Below are 16,451 nucleotides of genomic sequence, written 5' to 3'. Positions count from 1 at the left end.
GACGGGCAGCCCCAGCGGCCGCCGGTCACCATGCTTGCCCGAACGCGACGTGCTTGGCCGGTCTGGTGGTCTGAGCGGGGTGATCAGAACCCGATCCCATCTCGAACTCGGCCGTTAACCGCCCCAGCGCCCATGGTACTGTGTCTCAAGACACGGGAGAGTCGGTCACCGCCAGACCTGCCAAGCACGTACACCTTCCCTCGACACGAAGCAGATCACACCCTGGCGCGGGGTGGAGCAGCCCGGTAGCTCGTCAGGCTCATAACCTGAAGGTCACAGGTTCAAATCCTGTCCCCGCAACCAACCACACGAAAAACCCCGCCGGGTGTGCCCGGCGGGGTTTTTCACGTTCACACGAGTGGCTCGCCTCAGTAGTTGCGGCGTGTCACGACCCAGATCGCATGGATCAGGCCCGGGATGTAGCCGAACAGCGTCAGCAGCACGTTGAGGATGAACTGCAGGCCGAACCCGACGGTGAACAGCACGCCGATCGGCGGGATCACGACCAGCAGGATGATGCGGATGATGTCGCCCACGGTATCTCCCGTCCTGACGCTTGGGAATCGAAAAGCCACGCTGTGAACGGCGTGGCACCCGAACTGTTCCCCGAGGCAGGCCGAAACCCTCCCGCATCGGCCGATGCGGGAGGGGAGGGGGGCGAGGTCAGGGCCGCAGCAGCACCTTCCCCATCGCTTCCCGTCGCGCCAGGATGCCGAGGGCGGCGGCCGCCTCCTCCAGCGGGTAGACGCCGTGGACCTTGGCCGAGAGCCGCCCCGTGCCGACCAGGTCCAGCAGGCGGGCCTGGTTGGCGGCGTGGCCCTCCGGCTCGCGCTTGAGGAAGGCGCCCCAGAACACCCCCTGGATGTCGATGCCTTTCAAGAGCGCGAGGTTCAGCGGGATCTTCGGAATCTCGCCGGCCGCGAAGCCGACGACCAGGAAGCGGCCCTTCCAGTTGAGCGAGCGCAGGGCGGGCTCGGAATAGGCGCCGCCGACCGGATCGTAGACGACGTCGATGCCGGCGTCCCCGCCGAGCCGCTTCAGTCCATCGCGAAGAGGTTCCTGGCTGTAGTCGAGGGTCAGGTCGGCACCGTGCGCCCTGGCGAGGTCGAGCTTCTCGGCCGAGGAGGCGCAGGCGATCACCCGCGCGCCCATCGCGTGGCCGAGCTCCACCGCCGCGAGGCCGACGCCGCCGGTGGCGCCGAGCACCGCCAGGGTCTCGCCGGGCTGCAGCTTCGCCCGGTCCTGCAGCGCGTGCAGCGAGGTGCCGTAGGTCACGGAAAGGCCGGCGGCCTGCTCGTCGCCGACGCTGCCCGGCACCCGGGTCAGGCCCGAGACCGGTGCGGCCACCCGCTCGCGGCAGGCGCCGTAGCCGAGATGGACGATGACCCGCTCGCCGACCCGGAAGGCCTCGGCGCCCGGCCCCAGGGCCTCGATGACCCCGCAGGCCTCGGCGCCGGGCGAGAACGGCAGCTCCGGCTTCACCTGGTAGCGGCCGGCGATGATCAGCGTGTCGAAGAAGTTCAGCGCCGCGACGGTCACCCGCACCAGGGCCTCGCCCGGACCGGGCACCGGATCCGGCACCTCCTCGATCACCAGGTCCTCCGGGCCGCCGAGCGCCTTGCACAGGAGTGCCTTCATCGCCACCGATCCTCCCCCGCCGCGCATCCGGCGGCTTTAGGCATCGAGTGGTGGGCCAGGTCGCGGCCGCTGGCAAGCCGGGACGGTGGATCAGCCCCGGGTCAGCGGCGCTCGTAGGTGCCGGTCAGCACGCCCTTGGCCAGGACATGGCCGTGCATCGCCGAGAGAAGGGCGCTGCGGCCCGGATGCCCGTCGAGCCCGAGATGCCGGTTCAGGGCGTAGAGCTGGAACAGGTAGCGGTGCGGGCCGTGGCCGGTCGGAGGATCGGGCGGCAGGTAACCGGCCTTGAGGAAGGTGTTCCGGCCGACCTCCTCGACCGTCCCGTCGGCGCCCGGGCTCGCCAGGGCTCCCGCGGGCAGGCCGTCGCTCGTCGGGCTCAGGTCCCAGGCGATGGCGTGGACGATCGGCTTCGGCGTCGGGCTGTCGGCATCCTCGACCAGCAGCACGAGGGCGGCGGTTCCGGCCGGGATGCCGCTCCAGGCGAGCGGCGGCGACAGCTTCTCTCCGTCCTGGGTGAAGCGGGCCGGCATCGCGGCCCCGTCGGCGAAGGCGGGGCTCGTCAGCCGGATCGTCTCCGGCGCGTTCTCGAACTCGGCGCGGTAGGCGGTCTTCTCGATGCCGGCCCGCAATCCCGACATGGCCTCGCCCACCGCGTGCGGAATTTTCTCCAGCATGGACCCCGTCTCCTCGTGTCGCAGCGACAACCGGGAGGGAGGGGTCGGGGTTGCCGAGGTCAGGCGCGCGGCCGCTCGGCCGTGATCATGTAGTTCACCGCCGTGTCGCGGGCGGTGCCCCAGCGGCCGGTGAGCGGGTTGAACACCACCCCGACCGTGTCGGTGAGCGACAGCCCGCCACCCTCGACCGCGCCGCGCAACTCGTCGGGGGTGACGAATTTTTCCCAGTCGTGGGTGCCCTTCGGCAACCAGCCGAGGACGTATTCCGCCCCCACGATGGCGAGCGCGAAGGAGCGCATCGTCCGGTTGATCGTGGCGGCGAAGAACAGGCCGCCGGGTTTCACCGCCCGGCAGGCCGTGCGCACGAAGGCCGGCATGTCGGTGACGTGCTCGACCACCTCCATGGCGCAGACCACGTCGAAGCGCTCACCCGCCGCGACCACGTCCTCGATCGTCTCGGCCCGGTAGCGCACCGGCACCCCGGCCTCGTCGGCATGGGCCTGCGCGATCGTCACGTTGGTGACCGCCGGGTCGAGGCCGGTGACGTCGGCGCCGAGGCGCGCGAGCGGCTCCGACAGCACGCCGCCGCCGCAGCCGACATCGACGAGGCTCAAGCCCGCGAGCGGCGCCGGCGCCAGGGGGGCGCGGCCGAGATGGCGGCAGACCGTGTCGCGGATATAGGTCAGTCGCACCGGGTTGAAGCGGTGCAGCACCCGCATCGGCCCGGTCTCGTCCCACCAGGTCGCGGCGAGGCGGTCGAAGCGGGCGACCTCGTCGCGGTCGATCGAGGGTCCGGTCGGTTCGCTCATCGGCACCAGGCTTTCGTGCGGGGATAGGGGATCGATCTCGACCGTCGAGGTAGCGCAGCCGCCGCCTCCGGCCAACCGTCGTGATCCGTCACGCGCAGGACCGGCGTTCGGCTCGCAAGATTGACACCGCCCCGGCCCGCTTGTACCCGCCGGACGCCCGCGGCCTCGCGCTGCGGCACAAGAGAACATTGTTCGATCGGATCCCCATGCCCCGCCTGGTGATGAAATTCGGCGGCACCTCCGTCGCCACGGTCGACCGCATCCGCAACGTCGCGCGCCACGTCGCCCGCGAGGTGCGGGCCGGCTACGAGGTGGCGGTCGTCGTCTCGGCGATGTCCGGCAAGACCAACGAGCTGGTGGCCTGGTGCAAGGACGCCTCGGCCCTCTACGCCCAGTCCGAGTACGACGCGGTCGTCGCCTCCGGCGAGCAGGTCACGTCGGGCCTGCTCGCCATCGTGCTCAACGAGATGGGCCTCAAGGCCCGCTCCTGGCAGGGCTGGCAGATCCCGATCGAGACCTCCGACCAGCACGGCTCGGCCCGCATCCAGCACATCGACGGCGCCCGCCTCGATGCCGGCTTCCAGCGCGGCGAGGTCGCGGTGATCGCCGGCTTCCAGGGCATCCATGCCGAGACCGGCCGCCTGACGACCCTCGGGCGCGGCGGCTCGGATACCAGCGCGGTCGCGATCGCCGCGGCGATCGGCGCCGAGCGCTGCGACATCTACACCGACGTCGACGGCGTCTACACCACCGACCCCCGGGTGGTGCCGAAGGCCCAGCGCCTCGAGCGGGTCGCCTTCGAGGAGATGCTCGAGATGGCCTCCCTCGGGGCCAAGGTGCTGCAGGTGCGCTCGGTCGAGCTCGCCATGGTGCACCGGGTGCCGACCACCGTGCGCTCCTCCTTCGACGACCCCGACGACGCCCGCCCCGGCACCCTCATCTGCGACGAGGACGATATCGTGGAACAGCAGATCATCACGGGCATCGCCTTCTCGAAGGACGAGGCGCAGATCACGCTTCGCCGGGTGAAGGACAAGCCCGGCATCGCCGCCGCCATCTTCGGCCCGCTGGCGGATGCCAACATCAACGTCGACATGATCATCCAGGTCGTGTCGGGCGACGGCGCGGCCACCGACATGACCTTCACGGTCCCGGCGGCCGATTACGAGCGCGCCCGGGCGATCCTCGACGCGCAACGCGGCGCGGTCGAGTTCGAGCGCATCGAGGGCGCCACCGACGTGGTCAAGGTCTCGGCGATCGGCGTCGGCATGCGCAGCCATGCCGGCGTCGCCGCCAAGGCGTTCCGGGCGCTGGCCGAGAAGGGCATCAACATCCGGGCGATCACCACCTCGGAGATCAAGTTCTCGGTGCTGATCGACGCCGCCTATACCGAGCTGGCCGTGCGCACGCTCCACGCGCTCTACGGTCTCGACAAGGCCTGAATTCCGGGCTGAATCCCCGGCTTGCATCGCCGAGCGCCCCGTCCGCGACACCCCGCGGGCGGGGCGCTCGCGCATGGGCGAGGCGCCGGCCCCGCTTCGACGGAGGCCGGCTCCCCCGGAAGGACGCTTGCCCGCCGGGCGCCGGACTCGCTATACGGCGGTAACGGGGCCGATGCGTCAGGCCCGCGCGAGCAGTCCTACGGTTGCGTCGCGCCGGGCCCGGCTCGCCAAAGGGTGGAACACGACACGATGCCCGCAGCGCCTGGAGGCCCGCGCCTGCTACTGCGCCGCCTTCGCGAGGCCATGGCGGAGCCCGTCGGCCCGCAGGCGCGCCTCGACCGCATCGTCGTCCTGATCGCGTCCAACATGGTCGCGGAGGTCTGCTCGGTCTACGTCCTGCGCGACGACGGCAATCTCGAGCTGTTCGCGACCGAGGGCCTGAACCGCGAGGCGGTGCACCTCACCACCATGCGGGCCGGCGAGGGCCTGGTCGGCCTCATCGCCGCCACCGCCGAGCCGCTCTCCCTCTCCGACGCCCAGTCGCACCCCGCCTTCTCGTACCGGCCGGAGACCGGCGAGGAGGTCTACCACGCCTTCCTGGGCGTGCCGCTCCTGCGGGCCGGCAACACGCTCGGCGTCCTGGTGGTGCAGAACCGCACCTACCGGGTCTATTCCGAGGAGGAGATCGAGGCGCTCCAGACCACCGCCATGGTGCTGGCGGAGATGATCGCCTCGGGCGAGCTGCAGGCGCTGTCGCCCGGCACCGTCAGCGCCTCGCGCCGGGCGCTCGCCCAGGGCGGCGTCGCCCTCGCCGACGGGGTGGGCCTCGGCCACGTCGTGCTGCACGAGCCGCGCATCGTGGTGCGCAACCTGATCGCCGAGAACGTCGAGCGCGAGGCGTCGCGCCTCGACACCGCCATCGCCGAGGTGCGCGCGGCGATCGACGACCTCGTCGAGCGCGGCGACGTCGCGGGGGCCGGCGAGCACCGGGAGGTGCTCGAGACCGTCAGGATGTTCGCCCACGACCAGGGCTGGCTGCGGCGGATGCGCGAGGCGGTCCTGTCCGGCCTCACGGCGGAGGCCGCGGTGGAGCGGGTGCAGTCCGACAATCGCGCCCGGATGCTGCGACAGAGCGATCCTTACCTGCGCGAGCGCCTGCACGACCTCGACGACCTCGCCAACCGGCTGCTGCGCCAGCTCGTCGGCCGCCCGATCGTCGGGCAGGACGCGATGCCCGAGAACGCCATCCTGGTGGCGCGCTCGATGGGCCCGGCGGCGCTCCTCGACTACGACCGCTCCCGCCTGCGCGGCGTGGTGCTGGAGGAGGGCGGGCCGACGAGCCACATCGCCATCGTGGCCCGCGCGCTCGGCATCCCGGCGGTGGGCGAGGTGGCGAACGCCACGGCCCTGGTCGAGACCGGCGACGCGATCATCGTCGACGGCGGGACCGGCGAGGTCCAGATCCGGCCGGGGCCCGAGATCGAGGCGGCCTATGCCGAGAAGGCGCGGCTCAGGGCCCGGCGCCAGGAGCAGTACCGCGCGCTGCGCGACGTGCCGGCGGTCACCCGCGACGGCGTCGCGGTCGGGCTCCAGCTCAACGCTGGCCTGATCGTCGACCTGTCGCACCTGCACGAGACCGGCGCTGAGGGCGTCGGGCTGTTCCGCACCGAATTGCAGTTCATGGTCGCCGAGCGGATGCCGACGGCGGCCGAGCAGCAGATCCTGTACGAGGCGGTGTTCGACGCCGTCGGCGACCTGCCGGTGACGATCCGGACCCTCGACATCGGCGGCGACAAGGTGCTGCCGTACATGAAGGCGCTCGAGGAGGAGAACCCGGCGCTCGGCTGGCGGGCGATCCGCATCGGCCTCGACCGGCCGGGCCTGCTGCGGATGCAGCTGCGCGCGCTCCTCAAGGCGGCGCGCGGGCGCCCGCTCAAGATCATGTTCCCGATGGTCGCGACCGTCGACGAGTTCGTCCAGGCGCGTGCCATCGTCGAGCGCGAGAAGGCGCATCTCACCCGCCACGGCCACCCGCTGCCGGCGGATTGCCGCCTCGGCGTGATGGTCGAGGTGCCTTCGCTGCTGTTCCAGATGGACGAGATCGCCGCGGAAGCCGACTTCCTCTCGGTCGGCTCGAACGACCTGATGCAGTTCCTGTTCGCGGTCGACCGCGAGAACCGCCAGGTCGCCAACCGCTTCGATCCCCTGAGCGCCGCGGCGCTCCGCGCCTTCCGGCTCATCGCCGAGCGGGCCGAGGCCGCCGGCACCCCGGCGACGGTCTGCGGCGAGATCGGCGGGCGGCCGCTCGAGGCGATGGCGCTGATCGGGCTGGGATTCCGCGCCCTCTCGATGTCCCCGGCCTCGATCGGCCCGGTCAAGGCGATGGTGCTGGGGATCGATGCCGGCGCAGTGGCGGCGTTCCTGGAGCAGGAGCTGGCGCGGACGAAGGACGGGGCGTCGTTGCGGCCGGCACTGGCGGCGTTTGCCGAGGAGCACGGCGTTCCGGTCTGACGGGCGCTTCTCCGCCGCTTACGCGAAACGGTAACCTCGCCGTGCGATCACGGTGACGTTGGGACAGATCCTCTCCGGCCGCGAAGGCTCCGTGGCACGCGGGGCTTGCGGCGGAATCGCCGGCCGCCGCCTTTCGAGCTGGCGTGAGACCGGAGAGGGGGTGAGAGATGTGAACGGCTTGCCGTTCGTGATGATCACAATCACGAAACGCCCGACCGGATGGGTTGTCACCATCACGATCGGGCTGATGTAGTGACATCGTCCTAGCAAGAGGAGCCGCGGGCTGCCACCCGCCGCTCCTCACCCTAAGATAGGGCACGCGGACCTCATCCGCAAAGGGTCTCGCGCGACCCCGGGACCGCGGGGCGTCTTTTGTCCACGGCCGCCCCGACTCCCCAACCCCCGCAGACCTGCTATACGCGGCACCATCGCCGGCACCGGGCGCGGGCCGCCCCGGCTGAACCGGCCGACGCCCATGGCCATATCTCCTTGCATGATCGCGATCCCGTCCGACCGTCTCGACGCCATCCTGGCCCGCCACGACATCGTCACCGCCACCCTGAGCGCCGGGGACGCCGATGCCGAGAGCTTCGTGCAGCTCTCGCGCGAGCTCTCCGAACTCGACGGGGTCGTGGAGGCGATCCGCGCCTTCCGGGCCGCCGAGAGCGCCCTGCGGGGCGTCGAGGAGATGATCGAGGAGGGCGACCCCGAGATGCGGGCGCTCGCGGCGGAGGAGAAGCCGGAGGCCGAGGCCGCCCGCGAGGCCGCCGCGCGGTCGCTCCAGCTCATGCTGCTGCCCAAGGATGCGGCCGACGAGAAGAGCGCCATCCTGGAGGTGCGCGCCGGCACTGGCGGCGACGAGGCCGCGCTCTTCGCCGGCGACCTGTTCCGGATGTATTCGCGCTACGCCGACCTGAAGGGCTGGAAGGTCGAGGTCATCTCCGAGAGCCCCGGCACGATGGGCGGCTACCGCGAGGTGGTGGCCGAGGTGAAGGGGCGCGGCGTCTTCGCCCGGATGAAGTTCGAGAGCGGCGCCCACCGGGTCCAGCGGGTGCCCGACACCGAGACGCAAGGGCGCATCCACACCTCGGCGGCCACCGTCGCGGTGCTGCCGGAGGCCGAGGAGGTCGATGTTCAGGTCAACGAATCCGACCTGAAGATCGACACCATGCGGGCACAGGGCGCCGGCGGCCAGCACGTCAACAAGACCGAATCGGCGATCCGCATCACTCACGTGCCGAGCGGCATCGTGATCTTCGTCCAGGAAGAGCGCTCGCAGCACAAGAACCGGGCGCGCGCCATGGCGCTGTTGCGGGCCAAGCTCTACGAGCAGGAGCGCAGCCAGAAGGACGCGGCCCGCGCCGCGGACCGCAAGTCGCAGGTCGGCAGCGGCGACCGGTCGGAGCGGATCCGCACCTACAACTTCCCGCAGGCGCGGGTGACCGACCACCGCATCAACCTGACCCTCTACAAGCTCGAGGAGGTGATGGCCGGCACCGCCCTCGACGAGGTGGTGGACGCGCTGATCACCGAGCATCAGGCGGCGCTGCTGGCCGCCGAGGGAATGGCGTGATCGCGCTTCCCCCGGAGACGAGCCGGATCGCGGCCCGGGCCCGGACCGTGGATGCGCTCCTCGCCCACGGGATCGAGACCGCGGCCCTCGATGCCCGGATCCTGGTCGAGGAGGCGCTCGGCGTCACCGCCACCGACCTCGCGCTGCGCGGGGCCGAGCCGATCGGGCCGGCGGGGGCGGCGCGCCTCGCCGCGTTCCTGGCCCGGCGTGCCGCCGGCGAGCCGGTGGCGCGGATCATCGGCGCCTGGGAGTTCTGGGGCCTGCCCTTCGGGCTCTCTCCCGACACCCTGGTGCCGCGCCCCGACACCGAGACCCTGGTCGAGGCGGCGCTGGGCCTCGGCCTCGACCCGGGCGCTGCGCACCGCCTCCTCGATCTCGGCACCGGCTCGGGCTGCATCCTGGTGGCCCTGCTGACCGAGTGGCCGCGGGCGCAGGGCCTCGGCCTCGACCGGTCGCACGGCGCTCTCCTGACCGCCCGGGCCAACGCCGCCCGCAACGGCGTCGCCGATCGCGCCGTCGTCGCGGTCGGCGACTGGGCCGGCGCGCTCAAGGGCCCGTTCGACGTCGTCGTGGCGAACCCGCCCTACATCGCCAGCGGCGTCGTCGCCGGGCTCGACGGGGAGGTCCGCGACCACGACCCGCTTCTCGCCCTCGACGGCGGTCCCGACGGGCTCGACGCCTACCGCGCCATCCTGGCGCAGGTGCCCCGCCTGCTGGCGCCGGGCGGGCACCTGCTCGTCGAGATCGGCTACGACCAGGAGGAGGCCCTGCGGGCGCTCGCCGCCGCGCACGGGCTCGCGGCGACGGTGCACCGCGACCTCGCCGGCCATCCGCGGGTGGTCGCGATGCGCGCCGCGATCGCGACCTGACGTGGATTGTTGAGGTTGCTGTGGCGTTTGTGCGCGAAATCGCGCCGAAATCGACGTGAGGTCCCTTGGCGCCGGGGGCCGAACCCGCTAACGTCCCAGGGCAGATCGTGAACGGTCCGGACAACACAGCCAGGCTCAGTTCTCGGGCGCGACATTGAGCGCGGACCTTTGGGCGATCTTCCACCACCGGGCAGACCAATGAGCGCGTAGGCGGTCCGGTGACCCGCATCTGTGGATCGATTACGGCCGGACCATGAGACGGCCCGCGGTCGCACAGGGCAAAGGCGGACATCGCTGCGGAGACGGCACATGGCCCGCCAGAGGCCGCCCGGCTCCGCGGACGAAGCACCGCCGCGCGCGTAGTCCCGCCCTTCAAGTCGTCGAAGAGGGTCAGTCGAGACCGATGAGACCGAACCAGAACAGGCGTATGCGTGGCCGCAACCGCACCAACAAGGGGCCGAACCCGCTCACGCGGGCCTACGAGTCGAACGGCCCCGACGTGAAGATCCGCGGCACGGCCCAGCACATCGCCGAGAAATACGCCCAGCTCGCCCGCGACGCCCAGGCGAGCGGCGACCCGGTGATGGCCGAGAACTACTTCCAGCACGGCGAGCATTATTTCCGCATCATCGCCGCCGCGAACGAGCAGTACCGGCAGCAATACGGCGGCACCTACGGCCGCCAGGGCTACGACGACGACGAGGACGGCGACGACGAGGGCGCGCCGACCAACGGCTATCCGCAGCAGGAGCGCGGCGGCGTCAACGGCTACCCCCAGTCCGGCTACGGCGCCGCCGACGATTACGGCGATCCCGGCCAGCAGCCGCAACCCTACGAGAGCCGCGACGACCGCCCGTCCCGCTTCGACCGGCAGGACCGTCAGGAGTCGCGGCAAGACTCGCGGCAAGAGGCGCGTCAGGACCGGCCCGACCGGCAGGAGCGCCGCGAGCGCTTCCAGAACCGGCAGGAGCGCCAGCAGCGCGACCGGCAGGGCGGTGATCGCCAGGAGCGGACGGACCGCCAGGATCGTCAGGATCTCTCCCGCGCCGAGCAGCCGCGCCAGGACGGCTCTCGTCAGGACTCTCCCCGGCAGGAGGCGTTCCGCCAGGACGCTCCGCGCCAGCAGGACGGCTACCGCGAGGGCGGCCGCTCCGAGTTCCGCCGCGAGCGCCGCCGCGAGGAGCCGCGCGCCGAGCCGGTCCTCGCCGCCGACGAGCCGACCGGCCTGCCGGCCTTCCTGACCACCCCGGTGCGTCCGGTGGCGCCCGCCCCCGCCCCGGTCGAGGAGCCGCCGCCGGCGCCCCCGGCCGCGTCCCCCGCCGAGGCGGAGGCCGAGGCGCCGGCCGCGCGGCCGCGCCGGCGCCGCCGGACCCGGTTCGAGGGCGGCGAGACCACGGGCGAGCCGTCCGGCGAGCTGTTCCCGAAGCCCTCCGACACGTCGGGCGAGTGACCCTTCCCGGATGAAGCGGCGCCCGGCCTCCCTCGCGGGGGCCGGGTGCGCGTTGCGAGCCGCTCCGCCGCATCCGTGCGGCGGGCCCGGAAGGCGAGGAAGACGCATCCGGGCCATTGCCGCGATGCGCGTCCGTCCCACCTGACGCTCAGGCGGCGCTCCTTCCGGGGGCCCGCGGGCCCGGCAAGGGAGGGACAGATGGTCGATACGGATCGCATCACCGGCGCGGCGCGCGAGCTCGGCGGCAAGGCGCAGGCGGCGCTCGGCGACATTGCCGGCGACCGGCGCGCGCAGGTCGAGGGCCGGCTCCGCGAGGCGCAGGGACAGGCCGAAGGACTGGCCGGCGAGGTCCGCGATGCCGCGCGCGGCGCCGCCGACACGGCGGTCGAGTATGCCGAGGACGCCTACGAGCGCGGCCGGCACGCGGCCCGGTCCGGCGCCCGTACGGTGACCCACTACGTCGAGGAGACCCCGCTGCTCGCCCTGCTGGTCGCCGGCGCGGTCGGCTACGGCCTCGCGCTCCTGGTGCATGGGCGCCGCTGATCGCTGCGCCGCTATCCCTGCAGCTCAATGCAAGGGCGGCAGGGGAGGCGGTTCGGTCGGGAGGGTGCCGTCGGCGAGCTGCAGGCAGGTGAGCAAGGCGACGTAGGACGGCGTGCCGCCGATCTCGCTCTCCTGCCGGCAGTCGCGCCGGTCCGGGGCCGGAAAGGTCGCCCATTGCCGGTGCAGCCGGCGCCGCGCCGCGCGCTCGTCGGACAGGCAGCCGCGATAGCTCGCGGGAGCCTCCCGCCCGGGCCGGCATTCGAGCTGGCAAGTCTTGGATAGGGAATAGACCGGGAAGCCGCCACCTTGCGCGTGCGCGGGGGCGGACAGGGCCAGCCCGATCACGACCGGAACCGAGAGCCGGGACAGCCTCACGACGACCTCCGGAGGGTTGGGTGTTCCAATGAGGCGCCGGCCCGGGACGGAGATCCCGGACCGGCGCGGTCGACCCGACGTTACTTCGTCGCCTTGCCGTCCGTCGCGTTCGTGGCGTTCTGCTGGGCCGGCTTGGCCGGTGCCTTGGCGGCATTCGCCTGCGGCAGGCCGATCGCGTCGATCACGTCGAAGCGCATCCCGTCCTCGGCGGTCTTCAGGGCCGCGTTCGCCTCGTAGTACTTGCCCTGGTTGATCAGGGTGGCCGCCTGGTTCACGTCGGCCACGGTCTTGTCGAGGGGCAGCACCGCCATCACGAAGTTGACGTCGACATGGGCGAGCTTCAGCTGCTCGATCGCGCCCTTCTGGTCACCCTTGGCGAGGTGCTTGTTCGCCTCGGTCACGGCAGTGGCCTTCTCGGGCGTCGCCAGGAAGTCCTCGCCGAGCGTCAGCTGGGCATCGACCGGCACCCAGGCGACCTTGTCCTTGGACTTGGCGTCGGCGGTGGCCGGCTGCACGCTGCCCGTCTTGTCGACCGAGGTCTTGTTCTTGGCCGCGTCCTTGGCCGCGCTCATCTCCGCCGGCGTCTTGAGGTCGGCCTCCGCCTTGTTGAACACCGCGTCGTCGGTCTTGGCCTTGGCGAGGGCGGCCTGGGCCTTGCCGATCAGCGTCTTGGCCTGAGCGGGATCGGCGTCGAAGATGGCGATCCGGGCGAGATGCATGTCGCGGAACGCCTGGGCCCCGTCCTTCGAGAGCTTGCCGACGTCTTGGTCGACCGCCTTCTGCGCCGCGCTCTCCTGCGTCACCATCGGTTTGGTCGCCTGCTCGGTCGCATAGGCAGCACCGCCCAGAACAGTGGTGGCGACAAGAGCAGCGGCGAGGGTTTTCCGATAGGACATGACCGTAACTCCTCTTGAGATCGATGCCGGTTTACTGGGTTGGCATCGCTGCGTTGGTGACATCCGGATAACCCATGCGTGAGGGGCCGGTTGCCTCTCCGTTTCATTAAAAGCCTGTAACTCAACGTCATCGCGCGAATGGCGACGGTATCAACCCGCGGTCGCTGCGAGGTGGCAGGCTGGTCCAAGCCGTGGACCGTGCCTGTCCTCGGCGCGCATGAACGGTCGGCGGAGCCGTTGGCCGCGGGCTTGCTCGATCGCCTGAGGGGCCATTCGAGCGGTATGTTCTTTCATGAAGCGGCGCCGACGCGAGGACGGGGAGACCTTGCGGGCTTGGCCAGCGCCGTCGAACGGATCCGTTCGAGGGCGCGGCGGTATAACGCCTCGGGATGAGGTGGAAGGATATCCCTGATTATCCGAGTTTCTTCGACGGAAATCTCGATCGAGCAGGCGCCCGGGACGAACTCGAGGGCGGAGCGGAATGGCCGCTCGATAATTTTTTTATGATAGATCGAGCAGGCTCTCGTGATGAGAGAACGTAATGCTTTCGATGACACGGCCAGGTGATCTGCTCGTCGTCGCGCCTGCGCGCATCGGCGCCGAAGGCCCGGGAGGGCCCGGCTCAGGCCCGCCCGTCGCGACGGCGCGCTACTGCGCCGTCCAGCCGCCGTCGACCGACAGGTTGGTGCCGGTGATCTGGCTCGCGGCGTCCGAGCACAGGAACGCCGCGATCGCCGCGACCTGCTCGACGGTGACGAATTCCTTGGTCGGCTGGGCCTTCAGCAGCACCTCGTCGATCACCTGCTCCTTGGTCAGGCCGCGGGCCTTCATCGTGTCGGGGATCTGCGCCTCGACCAGCGGAGTCCAGACGTAGCCCGGCGAGATGCAGTTCACGGTGATCTTGTGGGTGGCGAGCTCGAGGGCCGCGGTCTTGGTCAGTCCGGCGATGCCGTGCTTGGCCGCCACGTAGGCCGACTTGTAGGGCGAGGCGACGAGGGAGTGGGCCGACGCCGTGTTGATGATCCGGCCCCAGCCGCGGCTCTTCATGCCGGGGATCGCCGCCCGCATGGTGTGGAAGGCCGAGGACAGGTTGATCGCGATGATCTGGTCCCACTTCTCGACCGGGAATTCCTCGATCGCCGAGACGTACTGGATGCCGGCATTGTTGACGAGGATGTCGACCGCGCCGAGTTTCTGCTCGGCCTCCGCCACCATGGCGGCGATCTCGCCGGGCTTGGTCATGTCGGCGGCGGAGTAATGTGCCGTCACGCCGAACTCGGATTCGATGGCGGCGCGCTCGGTCTCGATCGCGTCGGGCTTACCGAAGCCGTTCAGGACCACGTTGGCGCCCTGCTGCGCCAGGGCCCGGGCGATGCCGAGGCCGATGCCGCTCGTCGAGCCGGTGACGAGGGCGGTCTTGGATGTCAGCGACATGGGTGGGGTCTCCTCGAGCCTGTCGATCAGGCCAGGTAGTCGTGCAGCACGTGGCCGTACGGCAGGGTGAAGTCGACGATCTGGTGGCGGCCGCCGACGATCCGGCGCACCGGCAGGTCGGCGACGCGGCAATTGACGTGCGGGATCAGGTGCAGCCGGGCCTCGCCCTCCCAGGCGCCGTGGACCCGGATGTCCTGGAGCCGGTAGCCGACGAGCTGCGCCACCTTCACGCCGCCGTCGACGTCGGGGATCAGCTTCAGGTTGACGTTGAGCTGGCCGATCCCGGCGCGGATTTTGTCCAGCTGCGCCTCCAGGCTGCGGTGCTTGTAGGTCATCGTGCCCATCGCCACCCGCTCCTCGTCGTAATGCAGGGTGCCGGTCAGCGTGTCCTTCATCACCTTGAGCCGGGGCACGCCGTACTTCTTCGGGAAGCCCCAGATCTCGCGGCCGGCGGTGATCGGCGGCTCGTCGTCGAGGTACATCTGGACCGAGTAGTTGCAGGGCTCGCCCTTCCAGGTCGCGACGATGGCCGAGCCGCTCTCCTCGTAATCGCCGAAGCCGGAAGAATCCGGCATCTTCATCCACTCGTAGTACGCCAGGTTGCCGGGCGCGGGTTCCAGGGGCTCGGGGAGAGCGGCCCGCAGCGCGTCCGGGTCGGTCTCGTAGGTGACGATGAGGTATTCGCGCCGCAGGAAGCGGTAGGGCCCGTGCGGGTAGCTCGGGCTGAAGGCCGGCATCGAGGGCGCCTTCAGGATCTCGTCGCGCGTCATGCGTATCGTCCTCCTGGACATCTTCCTCTTGGAAACAATCAGTCCCGCGCGTCGCGGGTGAGGTCGAACACGGTCACGCCCTGCTCGGGCCGGCAGCGCTCGATCCAGTGCCGGTGCCGGAGCGAGCGGCGCACGTCGTTGCGGCCGGCCTTCCAGTGCTCCAGCATCGTGGTGCGCGAGAACTCGTAGTCCTTGGCGTCGCTCTCGTAGTTCTTGGCGCGGTAGATCAGCTGCAGGATCGTCACCGCGTTCTGGTGGCTGACCTGCGACAGGAAGGCGACGTCGGGGTCCTGGCGCAAGCCGGGCGGCAGCTTGTCGAACAGGCGCCGGAACGCGGTCTTGGCCTTGTGGATCTCGATCTGGTCGTTCGTGTTGAGCCGGGTGCGGCTGGAATAGCGGATGTCCTTCTCGCGCTCGGCCGCCTCCGACAGGGTGCGGGGCAGCGGGCCGCGGGCGCTGAACAGGTCGACCTGGAACACCGCGAGATCGGCCAAGCGCTCCTCGTCGAGCACGTATTGCAGCGGCGTGTTCGAGACGATGCCGCCGTCCCAGTACAGCTCGCCGTCGATCTCGACCGGCGGGAAGCCCGGCGGCAGGGCGCCCGAGGCCATGATGTGCTCGGGGCCGATCCGGTCGCGGGCATTGTCGAAATAGACGAAGTTGCCGGTGCGGATGTTGACCGCGCCGACGCTGAGGCGGGTCTCGCGCCGGTTGATGCGCTCGAAGTCGATCAGCTCCAGGAGCGTCTGCCGCAGCGGGGCGGTGTCGTAGTAGCTGAGCGCCTGCGGCGCTCCGGGCGGGTAGAGGGTGGCGGGCGGGACGCGGGGCGCGAAGAAGCCCGGCACGCCCAAAGTCGCCCCGAAGGCGGCGCTCCAGGCGTTGAACACCTCCCGGACCTGCTCGCCGGGCCACCACGGCGAGACGGTGATCGCCGAGGAGACCTTCTCCCAGAACGCCCGCAGCCGCTCGACCCGGCGTTCGGGCGGGTTGCCGGCGATGAGCGCGGCGTTGATCGCCCCGATCGAGATGCCGGCGACCCAGTCCGGTGCCAGGCCGGCCTCCTGCATCGCCTCGGCGATGCCGGCCTGGTAGGAGCCGAGCGCGCCGCCGCCCTGCAGCACCAGCACCCGGCACTCGTCCGGCGGCGCGCGGTCCGGTGCGTTCGTGTCCGTCGCGTCCGTGTCCGTCGCGTCCATGGGGCCTCCGCGCACGAATCTCGGCGGTTAGATGATGCTGCAGTGCCGCGAAGCAAGGCGCCCGGCCCGCGCCGGGGAGCGTTTCCGCGCTCGCGGCCGCATCCGGGCTCGATCGCGCCGCCGGGTTGACACGGGCCGGCCCCCGCGCCAAGCCTCCGCGCCGCCCGGCCCCCGACCCAGGCTGCCGCGGCGAGCAGGCCCCGTCCCACCCCCGAAAGGGCCCTGTTCCACGGTTTCCCCGCCAAGGTTCACCCGTCAAGGCCAAGGTTTC

15 protein-coding genes, 1 tRNA gene and 1 rRNA gene are annotated in these 16,451 nt (G+C 71.1%); 8 read left to right on the top strand and 9 right to left on the bottom strand.

The window, feature by feature from the left end:
* The first annotated feature begins 61 nt into the window (after positions 1–61).
* Positions 62–177, top strand: a 5S ribosomal RNA gene (rrf, locus tag A5481_RS22035).
* A gap of 49 nt (positions 178–226) precedes the next feature.
* Positions 227–303: transfer RNA gene (locus A5481_RS22030), tRNA-Met, on the top strand.
* 65 nt (positions 304–368) lie between these two features.
* Here the strand turns inward: A5481_RS22030 and A5481_RS22025 are convergent.
* The 4 genes from A5481_RS22025 to ubiG form a co-directional block, all read right to left on the bottom strand.
* A complete protein-coding gene (locus A5481_RS22025) occupies positions 369–536 on the bottom strand; it encodes a YqaE/Pmp3 family membrane protein (RefSeq protein WP_064504300.1) in 168 nt (55 codons plus the stop codon).
* A gap of 127 nt (positions 537–663) precedes the next feature.
* Complete coding sequence (locus tag A5481_RS22020) at positions 664–1,638, bottom strand: NADPH:quinone oxidoreductase family protein (RefSeq protein ID WP_048432671.1); 975 nt, start codon at positions 1,636–1,638, stop codon at positions 664–666.
* Between the two features lie 101 nt (positions 1,639–1,739).
* The gene (locus tag A5481_RS22015) at positions 1,740–2,312 is read right to left on the bottom strand and encodes a YbhB/YbcL family Raf kinase inhibitor-like protein (protein ID WP_048432670.1); all 573 of its coding nucleotides are present in this window, start codon (positions 2,310–2,312) and stop codon (positions 1,740–1,742) included.
* Between the two features lie 59 nt (positions 2,313–2,371).
* On the bottom strand, positions 2,372–3,121 hold the full coding sequence (gene ubiG, locus A5481_RS22010) for a bifunctional 2-polyprenyl-6-hydroxyphenol methylase/3-demethylubiquinol 3-O-methyltransferase UbiG (protein ID WP_048432669.1): 750 nt from the start codon (positions 3,119–3,121) through the stop codon (positions 2,372–2,374).
* A gap of 206 nt (positions 3,122–3,327) precedes the next feature.
* Here ubiG and A5481_RS22005 point away from each other — a divergent pair, with 206 nt between their 5' ends.
* The 6 genes from A5481_RS22005 to A5481_RS21980 all read left to right on the top strand — a co-directional run bounded on the left by A5481_RS22005 (position 3,328) and on the right by A5481_RS21980 (position 11,509).
* Entirely contained in the window at positions 3,328–4,563 is a 1,236-nt protein-coding gene (locus A5481_RS22005) for an aspartate kinase (RefSeq protein WP_048432668.1), read from the top strand.
* Between the two features lie 249 nt (positions 4,564–4,812).
* Entirely contained in the window at positions 4,813–7,074 is a 2,262-nt protein-coding gene (gene ptsP / locus A5481_RS22000; RefSeq protein ID WP_064504299.1) for a phosphoenolpyruvate--protein phosphotransferase, read from the top strand.
* 493 nt (positions 7,075–7,567) lie between these two features.
* Positions 7,568–8,647, top strand: a complete 1,080-nt coding sequence (prfA, locus tag A5481_RS21995) for a peptide chain release factor 1 (protein WP_064504298.1) — start codon at positions 7,568–7,570, stop codon at positions 8,645–8,647.
* Positions 8,644–9,516 (top strand): peptide chain release factor N(5)-glutamine methyltransferase, encoded by an 873-nt coding sequence (prmC, locus tag A5481_RS21990; protein ID WP_082984946.1) that lies wholly within the window; start codon positions 8,644–8,646, stop codon positions 9,514–9,516. The genes prfA and prmC overlap by 4 nt, the downstream gene beginning before the upstream one ends.
* A gap of 427 nt (positions 9,517–9,943) precedes the next feature.
* On the top strand, positions 9,944–10,966 hold the full coding sequence (locus A5481_RS21985; protein ID WP_064504297.1) for a DUF4167 domain-containing protein: 1,023 nt from the start codon (positions 9,944–9,946) through the stop codon (positions 10,964–10,966).
* Positions 10,967–11,164: 198 nt separating this feature from the next.
* Complete coding sequence (locus tag A5481_RS21980) at positions 11,165–11,509, top strand: CsbD family protein (protein ID WP_048433031.1); 345 nt, start codon at positions 11,165–11,167, stop codon at positions 11,507–11,509.
* A 24-nt stretch (positions 11,510–11,533) separates the two neighbouring features.
* On the opposite strand, the gene A5481_RS21975 is transcribed toward A5481_RS21980, so the two are convergent.
* The 5 genes from A5481_RS21975 to A5481_RS21955 form a co-directional block, all read right to left on the bottom strand.
* A complete protein-coding gene (locus A5481_RS21975) occupies positions 11,534–11,884 on the bottom strand; it encodes a hypothetical protein (RefSeq protein ID WP_048433032.1) in 351 nt (116 codons plus the stop codon).
* Positions 11,885–11,964: 80 nt separating this feature from the next.
* Positions 11,965–12,780: a YfdX family protein gene (locus A5481_RS21970; protein WP_048433033.1), complete on the bottom strand. Its 816-nt coding sequence runs from the start codon at positions 12,778–12,780 to the stop codon at positions 11,965–11,967.
* 648 nt (positions 12,781–13,428) lie between these two features.
* Positions 13,429–14,214 carry a 3-hydroxybutyrate dehydrogenase gene (locus A5481_RS21965; RefSeq protein WP_048433034.1) on the bottom strand — a complete coding sequence of 262 codons (786 nt, stop codon included), beginning with the start codon at positions 14,212–14,214 and terminating at the stop codon, positions 13,429–13,431.
* 26 nt (positions 14,215–14,240) lie between these two features.
* Complete coding sequence (locus A5481_RS21960; RefSeq protein ID WP_048433035.1) at positions 14,241–14,984, bottom strand: acetoacetate decarboxylase; 744 nt, start codon at positions 14,982–14,984, stop codon at positions 14,241–14,243.
* Positions 14,985–15,022: 38 nt separating this feature from the next.
* On the bottom strand, positions 15,023–16,180 hold the full coding sequence (locus A5481_RS21955) for a patatin-like phospholipase family protein (protein ID WP_064504296.1): 1,158 nt from the start codon (positions 16,178–16,180) through the stop codon (positions 15,023–15,025).
* Between the last annotated feature and the right edge of the window lie 271 nt (positions 16,181–16,451).

It is taken from the genome of Methylobacterium platani, from assembly GCF_001653715.1.
Taxonomy (GTDB): Bacteria; Pseudomonadota; Alphaproteobacteria; order Rhizobiales; family Beijerinckiaceae; genus Methylobacterium; species Methylobacterium platani.
The sequence above is the reverse complement of the archived record's forward strand: the minus strand, read 5'-3'. Positions and strand labels throughout refer to the sequence as shown.

Bases quoted from the DNA above. Each gene is read 5' to 3' on its own strand.
- A5481_RS22020 (WP_048432671.1), bottom strand. From the start codon at position 1,638: ATGAAGGCACTCCTGTGCAAGGCGCTCGGCGGCCCGGAGGACCTGGTG.
- A5481_RS22015 (WP_048432670.1), bottom strand. From the start codon at position 2,312: ATGCTGGAGAAAATTCCGCACGCGGTGGGCGAGGCCATGTCGGGATTG.
- ubiG (WP_048432669.1), bottom strand. From the start codon at position 3,121: ATGAGCGAACCGACCGGACCCTCGATCGACCGCGACGAGGTCGCCCGC.
- A5481_RS22005 (WP_048432668.1), top strand. From the start codon at position 3,328: ATGCCCCGCCTGGTGATGAAATTCGGCGGCACCTCCGTCGCCACGGTC.
- ptsP (WP_064504299.1), top strand. From the start codon at position 4,813: ATGCCCGCAGCGCCTGGAGGCCCGCGCCTGCTACTGCGCCGCCTTCGC.
- prfA (WP_064504298.1), top strand. From the start codon at position 7,568: ATGATCGCGATCCCGTCCGACCGTCTCGACGCCATCCTGGCCCGCCAC.
- A5481_RS21985 (WP_064504297.1), top strand. From the start codon at position 9,944: ATGCGTGGCCGCAACCGCACCAACAAGGGGCCGAACCCGCTCACGCGG.
- A5481_RS21980 (WP_048433031.1), top strand. From the start codon at position 11,165: ATGGTCGATACGGATCGCATCACCGGCGCGGCGCGCGAGCTCGGCGGC.
- A5481_RS21970 (WP_048433033.1), bottom strand. From the start codon at position 12,780: ATGTCCTATCGGAAAACCCTCGCCGCTGCTCTTGTCGCCACCACTGTT.
- A5481_RS21965 (WP_048433034.1), bottom strand. From the start codon at position 14,214: ATGTCGCTGACATCCAAGACCGCCCTCGTCACCGGCTCGACGAGCGGC.
- A5481_RS21960 (WP_048433035.1), bottom strand. From the start codon at position 14,984: ATGACGCGCGACGAGATCCTGAAGGCGCCCTCGATGCCGGCCTTCAGC.
- A5481_RS21955 (WP_064504296.1), bottom strand. From the start codon at position 16,180: ATGGACGCGACGGACACGGACGCGACGGACACGAACGCACCGGACCGC.